This is a genomic window from Streptococcus sp. SI1 (assembly GCF_030439945.1).
Lineage (GTDB): Bacteria > Bacillota > Bacilli > Lactobacillales > Streptococcaceae > Streptococcus > Streptococcus intermedius.
This window is the reverse complement of the sequence record NZ_JAQFJE010000002.1, coordinates 253,364-267,070: the sequence shown is the minus strand read 5'-3', so window position 1 is coordinate 267,070 and position 13,707 is coordinate 253,364. Positions and strand designations below refer to the sequence as shown.

General features: G+C 37.3%; 14 protein-coding genes. 13 read left to right on the top strand and 1 reads right to left on the bottom strand.

The annotated features are described in order from the left end of the window. Nucleotides 1-38: 38 nt before the first annotated feature. The 5 genes from rfbA to PCY10_RS03490 all read left to right on the top strand — a co-directional run bounded on the left by rfbA (nt 39) and on the right by PCY10_RS03490 (nt 4,539). A complete protein-coding gene (rfbA, locus tag PCY10_RS03510) occupies nt 39-908 on the top strand; it encodes a glucose-1-phosphate thymidylyltransferase RfbA (RefSeq protein WP_003072993.1) in 870 nt (289 codons plus the stop codon). A gap of 3 nt (nt 909-911) precedes the next feature. After that, nucleotides 912-1,505 carry a dTDP-4-dehydrorhamnose 3,5-epimerase family protein gene (locus PCY10_RS03505; RefSeq protein ID WP_301558838.1) on the top strand — a complete coding sequence of 198 codons (594 nt, stop codon included), beginning with the start codon at nt 912-914 and terminating at the stop codon, nt 1,503-1,505. Between the two features lie 33 nt (nt 1,506-1,538). Further along, nucleotides 1,539-2,585, top strand: a complete 1,047-nt coding sequence (gene rfbB / locus PCY10_RS03500) for a dTDP-glucose 4,6-dehydratase (RefSeq protein WP_021002814.1) — start codon at nt 1,539-1,541, stop codon at nt 2,583-2,585. 34 nt (nt 2,586-2,619) lie between these two features. Next, nucleotides 2,620-3,639, top strand: a complete 1,020-nt coding sequence (galE, locus tag PCY10_RS03495) for a UDP-glucose 4-epimerase GalE (RefSeq protein WP_301558837.1) — start codon at nt 2,620-2,622, stop codon at nt 3,637-3,639. 318 nt (nt 3,640-3,957) lie between these two features. Beyond that, entirely contained in the window at nt 3,958-4,539 is a 582-nt protein-coding gene (locus PCY10_RS03490) for a class I SAM-dependent methyltransferase (protein WP_009568490.1), read from the top strand. A 266-nt stretch (nt 4,540-4,805) separates the two neighbouring features. Here the strand turns inward: PCY10_RS03490 and PCY10_RS03485 are convergent, their stop codons facing one another. Then, complete coding sequence (locus PCY10_RS03485; protein WP_301558836.1) at nt 4,806-5,888, bottom strand: Xaa-Pro peptidase family protein; 1,083 nt, start codon at nt 5,886-5,888, stop codon at nt 4,806-4,808. 261 nt (nt 5,889-6,149) lie between these two features. On the opposite strand from PCY10_RS03485, the gene ccpA reads away from it, so the two are divergent. From ccpA to PCY10_RS03445, 8 genes are all read left to right on the top strand, one after another. Beyond that, nucleotides 6,150-7,154 carry a catabolite control protein A gene (gene ccpA, locus PCY10_RS03480; protein WP_020998737.1) on the top strand — a complete coding sequence of 335 codons (1,005 nt, stop codon included), beginning with the start codon at nt 6,150-6,152 and terminating at the stop codon, nt 7,152-7,154. Nucleotides 7,155-7,246: 92 nt separating this feature from the next. After that, a complete protein-coding gene (locus tag PCY10_RS03475) occupies nt 7,247-8,245 on the top strand; it encodes a glycosyltransferase family 4 protein (RefSeq protein ID WP_003072984.1) in 999 nt (332 codons plus the stop codon). A 1-nt stretch (nt 8,246) separates the two neighbouring features. After that, the gene (locus tag PCY10_RS03470; protein WP_301558835.1) at nt 8,247-9,560 is read left to right on the top strand and encodes a glycosyltransferase family 4 protein; all 1,314 of its coding nucleotides are present in this window, start codon (nt 8,247-8,249) and stop codon (nt 9,558-9,560) included. A 26-nt stretch (nt 9,561-9,586) separates the two neighbouring features. Further along, nucleotides 9,587-9,928, top strand: coding sequence for a hypothetical protein (locus tag PCY10_RS03465; RefSeq protein ID WP_020998735.1), 342 nt, complete (start codon nt 9,587-9,589; stop codon nt 9,926-9,928). Nucleotides 9,929-10,225: 297 nt separating this feature from the next. Continuing rightward, nucleotides 10,226-10,927, top strand: a complete 702-nt coding sequence (yycF, locus tag PCY10_RS03460) for a response regulator YycF (protein ID WP_003072980.1) — start codon at nt 10,226-10,228, stop codon at nt 10,925-10,927. After that, entirely contained in the window at nt 10,920-12,272 is a 1,353-nt protein-coding gene (vicK, locus tag PCY10_RS03455; protein WP_247953863.1) for a cell wall metabolism sensor histidine kinase VicK, read from the top strand. Before yycF ends, vicK begins: the two co-directional genes overlap by 8 nt. A 1-nt stretch (nt 12,273) precedes the next feature. Further along, nucleotides 12,274-13,077 (top strand): MBL fold metallo-hydrolase, encoded by an 804-nt coding sequence (locus tag PCY10_RS03450; protein ID WP_102568206.1) that lies wholly within the window; start codon nt 12,274-12,276, stop codon nt 13,075-13,077. Between the two features lie 8 nt (nt 13,078-13,085). Then, on the top strand, nt 13,086-13,445 hold the full coding sequence (locus PCY10_RS03445; protein WP_003072977.1) for a YbaN family protein: 360 nt from the start codon (nt 13,086-13,088) through the stop codon (nt 13,443-13,445). Nucleotides 13,446-13,707 lie beyond the last annotated feature (262 nt).

The following is a 13,707-nucleotide window of genomic DNA, read 5'->3' as shown; positions in this document are numbered from 1 at the left end:
GTAAAATGAAGAGAATACATTAAGAGAGGAAACTCATTATGAAAGGTATTATCCTTGCAGGTGGCTCGGGTACACGTTTATATCCTTTAACTAGAGCCGCGTCTAAACAACTCATGCCGGTTTATGATAAACCCATGATTTATTATCCGTTATCAACCCTTATGTTGGCTGGTATCAAAGATATCTTGATTATTTCAACTCCGACAGATCTCCCTCGTTTTGAGGATTTGTTGGGTGATGGCTCAGAATTTGGTATTAAACTTTCTTATGCGGAGCAACCAAGTCCAGATGGTTTGGCTCAAGCCTTTATTATTGGTGCCGACTTTATCGGCGATGATCATGTGGCTTTGATTTTAGGTGATAATATTTATCATGGACCAGGCCTTAGCAAAATGCTTCAAAAAGCTGCTTCGAAGGAAAAAGGAGCGACTGTTTTTGGTTACCAAGTGAAAGATCCAGAACGTTTTGGTGTGGTTGAATTTGATGACAATATGAATGCAATCTCTATTGAAGAAAAACCAGAACAACCACGTTCTAATTATGCAGTTACAGGACTTTATTTCTATGATAACGATGTTGTAGAAATTGCTAAGAAGATCAAGCCAAGTGCACGTGGAGAGTTAGAAATTACTGATGTCAACAAGGCATACTTAGAACGTGGTGATTTGTCTGTTGAGCTGATGGGACGTGGTTTTGCTTGGTTGGATACAGGCACTCACGAAAGCTTATTGGAAGCAGCTCAATATATCGAAACAGTTCAGCGTATGCAGAATGTTCAAGTGGCAAATCTGGAAGAAATTGCTTATCGTATGGGTTATATTACCAAAGAGCAGGTTCATGATTTGGCTCAATCTTTAAAGAAAAATGAATATGGTCACTATTTACTACGTTTGATTGGAGAAGAATAAGACATGTCGGAACAATTTTTTGAAAAAAAATTAGCAGCCCGCAAGATTGAGACTATTCCCGGTATGTTGGAATTTGATATCCCAGTTCATGGAGACAATCGTGGCTGGTTCAAGGAAAACTTTCAAAAAGAAAAAATGCTTCCACTAGGTTTCCCAGAGAGTTTTTTTGTTGAAGGTAAGCTCCAAAACAATGTCAGCTTTTCCCGTAAAAATGTACTTCGTGGTCTTCATGCAGAGCCTTGGGATAAATACATATCTGTCGCAGATGGTGGGAAAGTTCTCGGATCTTGGGTTGACTTGCGTGAAGGGGAAACATTCGGAAATACCTACCAAACGGTTATTGATGCCAGCAAGGGAATTTTCGTTCCTCGCGGTGTAGCAAATGGCTTTCAAGTATTGTCAGATACGGTTTCTTATAGTTATTTGGTCAATGATTACTGGGCCTTGGAATTAAAACCTAAGTATGCCTTTGTCAACTATGCAGACCCAGCTCTAGGCATCAAGTGGGAAAATCTTGACCAGGCAGAAGTTTCTGAAGCGGATAAGCATCATCCTTTCCTCAAAGATGTTAAGCCTTTGACAAAAGATATGTTATAAGACATCAAGACAAGAATAGGAGAAAATCTTTTCATGACTGAATATAAAAATATTGTAGTAACAGGTGGAGCAGGATTTATCGGTTCTAACTTTGTTCATTATGTGTACAATAACTTCCCAGATGTGCACATCACGGTTCTGGATAAGCTAACTTATGCTGGTAATCGAGCTAACATTGAAGAAATTCTAGGCGATCGAGTGGAGTTAGTTGTAGGAGACATTGCAGATGCAGAGATTGTTGACCAAGTAGCTAAGAATGCGGATGCTATTGTTCACTATGCAGCAGAAAGTCATAATGACAATTCGCTAAATGATCCTCGTCCATTTATCGATACGAACTTTGTTGGAACTTATACGCTTCTTGAAGCAGCTCGTAAATACAACATTCGTTTCCACCATGTGTCGACTGACGAAGTTTACGGAGATCTTCCTCTTCGTGAAGATCTTCCAGGGCACGGTGAAGGACCGGGTGAAAAATTCACCCCAGAAACGAAATACAATCCTAGTTCGCCTTATTCATCTACCAAGGCAGCTTCAGACTTGATTGTTAAAGCTTGGGTGCGGTCATTTGGCGTGAAAGCGACTATTTCTAACTGTTCAAACAACTATGGTCCTTACCAGCATATCGAGAAGTTCATTCCACGTCAAATTACTAATATTCTGAGTGGTATCAAGCCAAAACTCTACGGTGAAGGAAAGAATGTTCGTGACTGGATTCATACAAATGATCATTCATCAGGTGTTTGGACGATTCTGACCAAGGGACAAATCGGTGAAACTTACTTGATTGGTGCTGACGGTGAGAAGAACAATAAGGAAGTACTGGAGCTCATTCTCAAAGAAATGGGACAGCCTGCTGATGCTTATGATCATGTGACAGATCGTGCTGGTCACGACCTTCGCTATGCGATTGATGCTAGCAAGTTGCGAGATGAACTGGGCTGGAAACCAGAATTCACTAACTTTGAAGCTGGATTGAAAGAAACAATCAAGTGGTACACAGATCACCAGAATTGGTGGAAAGCTGAAAAAGAAGCTGTCGAAGCCAATTATGCTAAGACTCAAAAAGTGTTGAAATAAACTATTATTGAAGCTTTGTCTTTAAAGGAGAATCATGAAACATAAAATTTTAGTAACAGGTGGGGCTGGCTTTATCGGAACTCATACTGTTATTGAGTTAATCAGCGCCGGACATGAAGTTGTTATTGTTGATAATTTAGTGAATAGCAGTAAAAAAAGTATAGAAGTTGTGGAACGAATTGTTGATCAAAAAATTCCATTTTACCAAGTAGACATTCGTGACAAGAAGGCTTTACTTGAAATTTTTAAAGACGAACAACCGACAGGCGTTATTCATTTTGCGGCGTTAAAAGCAGTCGGTGAATCAACTCAGATTCCACTAACATATTACGAAAATAATATTACAGGGACCTTGACATTGTTGCGTGTCATGGAAGAAGTCAATTGTAAAAATATCATTTTTAGCTCTTCTGCAACTGTCTATGGTGACCCTCAGACTGTTCCAATTTTAGAGGATTTTCCTCTCTCAGCCACCAATCCTTACGGGCGCACCAAGTTAATGATTGAAGAAGTGCTGGCAGATATCCATAAAGCGGATTCAGATTGGAATGTTGTTTTGCTTCGCTACTTTAATCCAATCGGTGCTCATGAAAGTGGTGATTTGGGTGAAAACCCAAATGGTATTCCAAATAATCTCTTGCCATATGTGACACAGGTTGCTGTTGGGAAATTAAAAGAGGTTCAAGTATTTGGTAATGACTATCCAACAGTTGATGGAACAGGTATTCGCGATTATATTCACGTTGTTGATTTAGCAAAAGGACATGTCGCAGCTCTTTCAAAGTTTGAAGGAGATGCAGGATTGAATATCTACAATCTCGGTACTGGCAAAGGATATTCTGTATTGGAAATCATTCAAAATATGGAAAAAGCAGCGGGCAAACCAATTCCTTACAAAATTGTTGACCGCCGTCCTGGTGATATTGCCATTTGCTATGCTGATTCTACAAAAGCAAAAGAAGAATTAGGCTGGGAAGCACAGTTTGATATTACACGTATGTGCCAAGATGCTTGGCATTGGCAAAGTAAGCACCCAAATGGATTTGCGGAGTAAATGAGGGGATATATTAAAAGTAGATGAGGCTGAGATACTATTATCTTAGCCTTATTTTTAATAAAATAATCTGATACAGTAACTGATTATTCAAAATATTATATTGAGATTGTGGCAGCTCTTGCGAGGTAAATTTGTCTACTTTCAAATCTGGAAGAATGCTCTACTCAAACTTGTGGAATTGGAGGGGCTTAGTTACTCTGAGGATTCTTGTATCGATGATAACCTGCTGGCAATTTCTAAGTGGGGTTATTGAAAATTAGAAAACCAGTTAAGTTTTTTCTGGAAAAATAACTTACTTTTTGTTAAACTTAAAGCATGGAACATCATTTTAATCATAAGGCAGAATCATTTGATTCTCCCAAGAATAAATTTCTTGCCGATCTCATTCGTCAAGAAGTCAAAAATCAAGTTGTAGACTTTTCTGATAAGCATATCTTAGATTTCGGGGGCGGTACAGGCTTAGTGTCATTACCATTAGCAAAACAGTCAGGCTCAGTAACACTAGTAGATATTTCTGAAAAAATGCTTGAACAGGCTCATTTGAAAGTGGAGAAGCAAGGCATTGAGAATGTTCAGTTATTGGAACGGGATTTGTTACTGAATCCTTTAAATCAATTATTTGATATCATCGTGGTTAGCCGCGTTCTTCATCATGTACCAAATGTTGAGGAGACTTTAGCCATGTTTAGAAATCATCTTGTTGAGGATGGCCGACTTTTTATCGCTGATTTTGTTAAAACAGATATAAATCAGCATGGTTTTAAGCTTGATGATTTGGAAGAGAAATTATTTCAAACTGGATTCTTATCAGTCAAATCTCGAGTTATTTATAGTGCAGAGGAACTCTTTTTAGGAAATCATGCAGAATTATTCTTGTCTTCAGCACAAAAAACGTAAAGAGTGAACAAAAATCTATCTCTGAAAATGTTGATTTTTTCATTTGCCGAGTTCAGTATAAAAAATACTCTGAGATTTTATAATAGTAACTTAACTGACGCTATAAACTGAGTAAAATAAAGTGCGCTCCCATAATTTGAGAGCGCATTTTATCTATATTTCTAAAATTGAATCTGATAACTGTTAGATGAAAGCTTTGTCAAATATTTTCTTGACAGCCTATATTCTCGCTTCCACTTTCTGATAGTAAGTCTAATTTCAGTCTTTTAATCAAAATAGAGCAAATCTTTGCTTGTACTTGTAAAGATTTCAAAGCCATCTTTGGTGACGTGGCCGCAATCTTCGATACGAACACCAACTTTTCCTGGAATATAAATTCCAGGTTCGACAGAGAAGCACATGCCTTCTTCGATAACCATGTCGTTACCTTCCATGATAGATGGAAATTCGTGAACACTCATACCAATACCATGTCCTAAGCGATGATTGAAATATTCTCCATAACCGGCTTTTTCAATGACCGTGCGAGCAGCACGATCGACTTCATGAGCGGTTACACCTGGTTTGATAAAGTCTAGAGCAGCCCGTTGAGCTTCCAAGGTCAGATTGTAAATGTCTTTTTTAAATTGATCTGGTTTCCCAACTGCAACTGTCCGTGTCATATCACTAGCATAACCATTTACCATGCAGCCAAGATCAAATAGAAGCAAGGCATTGTTTTCAATTCTGTTGGCGCCTGGGATACCATGTGGATTAGCAGCATTATCACCTGTCAAAACCATCGTTTCAAAACTCATCTCAAAGCCAAGTTGTTTGATACCGAAATCAATTTGAGCAATGATATCTGTTTCTGTCTTATCGAGAGAAATAGTATCAAAACCAATGCTGACAGCTTTATCCGCGTATTCTCCTGCGACAAACATTTTCTTAATTTCATCGGCTGATTTGATGAGACGCATACGATTGATGTAAGGCGTTAAATTGGTAAATTCAGCTTGTTCAAAAACAGTGCGTAAACCATTGTATTTGGTCAAAATCAAATTATCAAACTCAACTGTAATTTTACGGAAACTGCCAGCAGGTAAGTTTTCTTTGATTTTTTTCCAAGGATTTTCAGAGTCAACATAACCCACAACTCTGAAATCAACAATCGCACTAGCTCTCTCTCCTTCAAGAGCTGGAACAAAGAGCAGTGGTTCATGGTTTGTGAAAATAAAAAGAAACATCTGACGTTCATGAGGATCACTATAAAATCCTGTTAAGTAATTGATCGTGATAGGATCAGAAATCACAGCAACGTCTGTTTTTTCTGTTTCTAGATAAGAAATAATTTGATTTATTTTTGTCATTCTATTACCTTCTTTCTATGCTCTATTTTTGCAAAAAAACGAGTAAAAATCAAGGAAACGATAAAATTTTTTTTGACTTCAGAAATTACAACAACTAGATAAATTTTTCTTGTAAAGTAATTGATAAAATTGTTAATATGTTGCTTAAAAAACAATATTTTTCAAAAAGTTATCAAAATGCTTGAAAGTGTTTCCAATAAGTGATAAAATGATTTTGGTAGGAATGTGAAAACGATATTTTCAATATAGAAAGGATTATTTATGAACACAGACGATACTGTAACAATTTATGATGTCGCCCGTGAAGCGGGAGTTTCAATGGCGACCGTTAGCCGTGTAGTAAACGGTAATAAAAATGTAAAGGAAAACACAAGAAAAAAAGTCTTAGAAGTCATTGACCGCCTTGACTATCGACCAAATGCGGTAGCACGTGGACTTGCCAGCAAGAAAACGACTACAGTAGGAGTTGTCATTCCAAACATCACTAGCAGTTATTTTGCAACACTTGCGAAAGGAATTGATGATATTGCAGAGATGTATAAGTATAATATTGTCCTAGCTAATAGTGATGAAGATGATGACAAGGAAGTCTCTGTTGTTAATACGCTGTTTTCAAAGCAAGTAGATGGTATTATCTTTATGGGTTATCATCTGACAGAAAAAATTCGTTCTGAGTTTTCTCGTTCAAGGACGCCAGTTGTGCTTGCAGGAACAGTTGACGTTGAACATCAATTGCCAAGTGTTAATATTGATTACAAACAAGCAACTATGGATGCGGTAGAATGTCTTGCAAAAGGCAACCGAAAAATTGCTTTTGTAAGTGGACCTTTGGTAGATGATATTAATGGTAAGATTCGCTTGGCTGGCTACAAAGAAGCTTTGAAAAAAGCAAAATGTTCTTATAGCGAAGGGTTAGTCTTTGAGTCTAAATATAGTTATGATGATGGTTATCAATTAGCAGAACGCGTTATTGCTTCTAAAGCAACAGCAGCTTTTGTGACTGGTGATGAGCTGGCAGCTGGACTGTTGAATGGCTTATCAGATAAAGGTGTGAATGTACCAGAAGATTTTGAAATCATTACCAGTGATGATTCTCAGGTAGCACGTTTTACTCGCCCAAATTTGACAACTATTGGTCAGCCTTTGTATGACCTTGGTGCAATTAGTATGCGTATGTTGACAAAGATTATGCACAAAGAAGAATTAGAAGAACGCGAAGTGGTATTGGCACATGGTCTGATTGAGCGTTGTTCAACAAGGAAATAAAGAAGAGGCCGTCAGGCCTTTTTTCTTTTGCTTTTACAATGGGATACCCTTCTTGGTTTTAATTTTTCCATCTTTTGGGTATAATAGAAGACATGAAAGTATTACTTTATTTAGAGGGCAAAGCAGTTTTGGAAAAGTCAGGTATCGGACGCGCCTTGCAACATCAAATGAAAGCTCTAGATTTGGCTGGAATTCCATACACAACAGACCCTTCAGGAGATTATGATGTAGTGCACATCAATACCTATGGACCTAGGAGTTTGCGCCTTTTGCATAAAGCTAAAAAGCAAGGGAAAAAGGTGATTATGCATGGGCACTCGACTAAGGAAGATTTTCGTAATTCTTTTATTGGGTCAAATCTTTTTGCCTCTGCTTTTGGTAAGTATCTAGCTCATATGTATCAAATGGCAGATTTTATCATTACACCATCTGAGTATTCCAAAAAATTGATTCAGGGTTATGGTGTGACAACACCAATTGTGGCTGTTTCTAATGGAATTGACCTTCAGAAATATAAAAAGAATCCACATAAAGAAGAAGTGTTTAGGAATCATTTTCATATTCAAGAAGGAGATAAGGTAGTTGTTTGTGCAGGACTTTATTTCAGGCGCAAGGGCATTGAAGATTTTGTAGAAGTGGCACGCAGAATGCCAGATGTTCGCTTTATTTGGCTGGGTAGTATTAATAAATGGATTATTCCACGGAAAATTAGAAATCTTGTCCTTTTTAATCATCCTAAAAATGTTGAATTTCCGGGTTATTTCAAAGGTGCTGTTTTTGAAGGAGCTATGAGTGGTAGCAGTCTTTTCTTTTTCCCAAGCTATGAAGAAACGGAAGGGATTGTTGTGTTAGAAGCTTTAGCTAGTTGTCAACATGTAGTTTTGCGAGATATTCCTGTATATGAAGGCTGGATTGATGAGCAATCAGCTGAATTGGGACACAATGTAGATGAATTTGTAGACTCTATCCAAAAGATTTTGGATGGAAAGGTGGATAAGAGAGAAGCTGGCTATAAAGTGGCTCAGAGTCGTTCCATTGATGACGTTGCTTATAAGCTAGTGGAAGCCTATCAAAAAGTATTGGAGATGTAGCATGCGAATTGGTCTTTTTACGGATACCTATTTTCCTCAGGTTTCAGGAGTGGCAACCAGTATCCGGACATTAAAAACAGAATTAGAAAAGCTTGGTCATACTGTTTTTATTTTTACAACAACAGACAAGGATGTCAATCGTTATGAAGATTGGCAAATTATTCGAATTCCAAGTGTACCGTTCTTTGCTTTTAAAGATCGACGAATTGCTTATCGAGGTTTTTCAACAGCTTTAGAAATTGCACGTCAATATCAATTAGATATTATCCATACTCAAACCGAATTTTCTTTGGGTTTATTAGGGGTTTGGATTGCTAAGGAGTTGCGAATCCCTGTTGTTCATACCTATCATACGCAATATGAAGACTATGTACGGTATATTGCTAAAGGTATGGTCATTCGCCCTAGTATGGTCAAATATATTGTTCGCGGATTCATGAGTGATTTGGATGGTGTGATTTGCCCAAGTGAGATTGTCTATGACCTACTCATGAAATACAAGGTGAAAGTAGAAAAGCGCGTTATTCCGACTGGAATTGAACTGGCCAAGTTTGAACGCCCAGAACTTACTAAAGAGAATGTTGCTGATTTGCGTGAAAAATTAGGTATTTCGAACCAAGAAACCATGCTGCTGAGTTTGTCACGTGTTTCATATGAAAAAAACATTCAAGCGGTTTTAGCTGCTCTGCCGAAGGTTTTAGAAGAAAATCCAAATGTGAAGCTGGTAGTAGCAGGAGATGGACCTTATTTGTCGGACTTAAAGGCACAAGCCAAACGGTTGAACGTCACAGATATGGTTATTTTTACAGGCATGATTGCGCCGAGTGAAACTGCTTTGTATTATAAAGCTGCTGATTTCTTTATTTCAGCTTCAACCAGTGAAACGCAGGGATTGACATATTTAGAAAGTCTAGCTAGTGGTACTCCGATAATTGCGCATGGAAATCCTTATTTAGACAATGTTATCAATGATAAAATGTTTGGAACACTTTATTATGAAGAACGTGACTTGGCGGGAGCGATTTTGGAAGCTGTTATTGCAACACCAGATTTGGATGAAAAGAGTCTCGCTACAAAATTATACGAAATCTCTGCTGAAAACTTTGGGCGTCGTGTATATGAATTCTACTTGGATTTGATTATTTCAAAAGATTTTGCCAATGATTTGCATCCGGAGGAAACTGTTAGTAAGCGATTAGCGAAATCGGTTATCTATCTTCCTAAAAAAGCGATTGCTCTCCCTGTAAATGGTTCGGCACGAATGTTTAAAGCTTCAAAACGACAAATCAAAAATATACAGAAATACCTGAAATAGAAGTCCTAAATAAGTGAGGTAAGAAAATGAAACGTACTCTTCCTTTTTTAGCTGTACTATTCTTTTTCTATTTATTATTTTATGAAATTGTCCAAGTGATACCGATGAAGGAATTGTTACGAAAGGGGTTGATGATTCAAAATATTTTTGTTTATTCACCCCTCATAACAGTCCTTGTGGCAGCTATCTATACGGGTTTGTACGGTTTTTCTCATCGTTTCTTGCTTCTAGTGACACTCATGTTTTTTGTGACCATTCTGACCTTTGGCGAATGGATTTTACTATATCATGCGATTTATTTTATATGTGTATTAGTAGGTACAGGTTTAGGTTATAGAGTGTTTCGTTGGAGAAGGGGAACTCAATAAAAATCCAGTAGTTCAGATGTTTGCTGTATTAGGGGCATCCTAAAGTAGCAGTAAAAAAACTAGAACAATTGTAGTGCGTTTTGGAATGTTTTTCGAAACAGTTTATGAATGGGGGATGACTGTTGTCTCAACCCTTTTTTAATACTCATGGAAGAAATACCTTCACAAAGACGAAGTGTTACCTATTTAACATATTTGTTCTAAAATTGTAAAGTAAAGAAATACTGTTTTATGAGTTGAATTGGTGAATTTTAAGGAAATTTTGGTATAATAAAAAGATAGAAAAAGGTGAATAAGATGAAAAAAATATTAGTTGTAGATGATGAAAAACCAATCTCAGATATCATAAAATTTAACATGGTAAAAGAAGGTTATGAGGTAGTGACAGCCTTCGATGGTCGTGAAGCGTTAGAGCTGTTTGAAGCAGAACGTCCAGATATTTTGATTTTGGATTTGATGTTGCCTGAAATAGATGGCTTAGAGGTAGCGCGAACGATTCGGAAAACGAGCAATGTACCAATCATCGTTCTGTCTGCTAAAGATAGCGAATTTGATAAAGTCATTGGTCTCGAAATCGGCGCAGATGACTATATGACAAAGCCGTTTTCTAATCGTGAATTACAGGCGCGTGTCAAAGCTATTTTACGTCGTACAGATTTGACAATTGAAAATCAAGAAGCAGAAGCTGCTCCAACAGAAATTGTGATTGGAGATTTGCAGATTTTGACGGATGCTTTTGTTGTGAAAAAGCATGGTGAAGAATTGGATTTAACACACCGTGAATTTGAATTACTACACCACCTAGCTACACATATTGGTCAAGTGATGACGCGTGAACACCTACTAGAAACAGTATGGGGTTATGATTATTTTGGAGATGTGCGGACTGTTGATGTAACGATTCGCCGTTTGAGGGAAAAAATTGAAGATATTCCTAGCCGCCCAGAGTATATTTTAACACGGCGTGGTGTTGGATATTATATGAGAAACAATGATTGATAATATAAGACAATTTGTTGTATCAAAAGATTTTGTATTTGTCCTACTCATTTTAGGATTTATTTTGGTCATTACGTTGCTGTCCTTGGAAAATCGACGTGATAATGTTCGTATTCGCCAATTGAATCAAAAAGTGAAAGACTTAATTGCGGGAGATTATTCAGAAGTTTTAGATATGCAAGGTGGTCCAGAAATCACTGACATTACCAATAGTATCAATGATTTATCTGAAGTGATTCGCTTAACGCATGAAAATTTAGAACAAGAAACTAAGAGGTTATCAAGTATCTTGTCCTACATGACGGACGGTGTCCTTGCGACCAATCGTCGTGGGCAAATTATCATGATCAATGATATGGCGACCAAGCAGTTGGGAGTCAAGGAATCTGATGCACGAAAGATGAATATCTTAAAACTGTTGGGGATTGAAGATGAATATGATTTACGGGACTTGATTACGAAAGTTCCAGAGCTGACCATTGATTCACAGGATGAAAATGGGGAATTTTTAAGCCTGCGTGTTCGCTTTGCCTTGATTCGTCGAGAGTCAGGCTTTATTTCTGGGTTGGTTGCGGTGCTGCATGATACAACGGAGCAGGAAAAAGAGGAACGTGAGCGGAGACTATTTGTTTCTAATGTCAGTCATGAATTGCGTACTCCCTTGACCAGTGTCAAGTCTTATCTAGAAGCATTAGATGAAGGCGCTTTGTCTGAGCCAGTTGCGCCAGATTTTATCAAGGTTTCGTTAGATGAAACCAATCGGATGATGCGAATGGTTTCGGACTTACTGAGTTTGTCGCGGATTGATAATGCGACTAGCCATTTGGATATTGAACTGACAAATTTTACAGCTTTCATCACATTTATTTTGAATCGTTTTGACAAGATTAGAAGTCAGAACGATGATAAAAAGTACGAAATTATCCGAGATTATCCAATTAATTCTACTTGGGTCGAAATTGATACAGATAAAATGACACAAGTTATTGATAATATTATCAATAATGCCATTAAATATTCTCCTGATGGTGGTAAGATTACGGTGAGTATGAAAACAACTGAGACTCAAATGATTTTATCTATATCAGATGAAGGTTTAGGAATTCCCAAAAAAGATTTACCAAAAATTTTTGATCGATTTTATCGTGTAGACAAAGCGAGAAGTCGTGCACAAGGTGGATCGGGACTGGGCTTGGCCATTGCTAAAGAAATTATCAAGCAGCATAACGGTTTTATCTGGGCGAAGAGTGAATATGGTAAAGGATCGATATTTACAATCGTTCTGCCTTATGACAAAGAAGCCGTCAAAGATGATGATTGGGAAGAAGATGGATTAGAAGGATAGCATGAACGAGAAAGGATTTAAGTACAGTATTTTAGCGTCGGGTTCTACTGGTAATTGTTTCTATTTAGAAACCCCGAAGAGAAAATTGTTGATTGATGCAGGTTTATCCGGAAAGAAAATTACTAGTTTGTTGAGCGAAATTGATCGTAAGCCAGAGGATTTGGATGCTATTTTGGTGACGCATGAACATAAAGACCATATTCATGGTGTGGGTGTTTTAGCACGGAAATATCATTTAGATATTTATGCTAATCAAGATACTTGGAATGCCATGGAATCAGCACTTGGAAAGATTGATGTCAGTCAGAAGCATATTTTTGAAATGGGAAAAACGAAAACATTTGGTGATATTGATATTGAAAGTTTTGGGGTCAGTCATGATGCGGTTGCACCACAATTCTATCGATTGATGAAAGATGACAAAAGTTTTGTTTTGCTGACGGACACTGGTTATGTCAGCGATCGGATGGCAGGAATCATTGAAAATGCAGATGGCTATTTGATTGAATCAAATCATGATATTGAAATCCTGCGCAGTGGTGCTTATCCTTGGAGTTTAAAGCAGCGAATTTTGTCTGATCAAGGGCATTTGTCGAATGATGATGGTGCTGAAACTATGATTCGCACTCTTGGGATTCGGACAAAGAAAATCTATCTAGGACATCTCAGCAAGGAAAATAATACTAAAGAATTGGCTCATATTACAATGGTCAATCAATTGGCACAAGCTGACTTGGCAGTGGAGCATGATTTTCATGTGTATGATACCTCACCAGATACGGCGACACCTTTAACTAATATTTAGGAGAAGTTATGCGAATTTTTTATTTGATGATTGGTTTTACTTCATTAGGATTAGCACTTTTAGGTGTTGTTTTACCATTGTTGCCAACGACTCCCTTTTTATTGTTGGCTATTGCTTGTTTTTCACGCAGTTCTAAGCGGTTTGAACAATGGTTATACCACACTAAGTTGTATCAAATCTATGTAGCAGACTTTCGCGAAACAGGTACTATTACTCGTGAACGTAAAAGAAAAATTCTTGTTTCCATTTATATTCTAATGGGAATTTCAATCTTCTTTGCACCAATTATTTGGATCAAACTTTCTTTGGTGGGACTCACTCTTTTTATAACTTACTATTTATTCAAAGTTATTCCAGATAAGGAATGAAAATTCATTTCGGTTCTAGTGAACTTTTGCTATCAAATTCTTGGTATCGTTGGAGTATCAAGGATTTTTTTGATATAATGATAGAGTGTTTGTTTACACCTATACCTTGTGGGAATTTCTTTAAACTTCGTCAGATCTCAATTCTGTGAACCACAAGATAAAGAAAATAATTTTTGTCAAATTTTCCGTTCTCTTTATTATTGACTTCATCAGTTTTGTTTGCAACTCCAAAGATTTATCCGTTTTTTGGCCTTACCAGTGA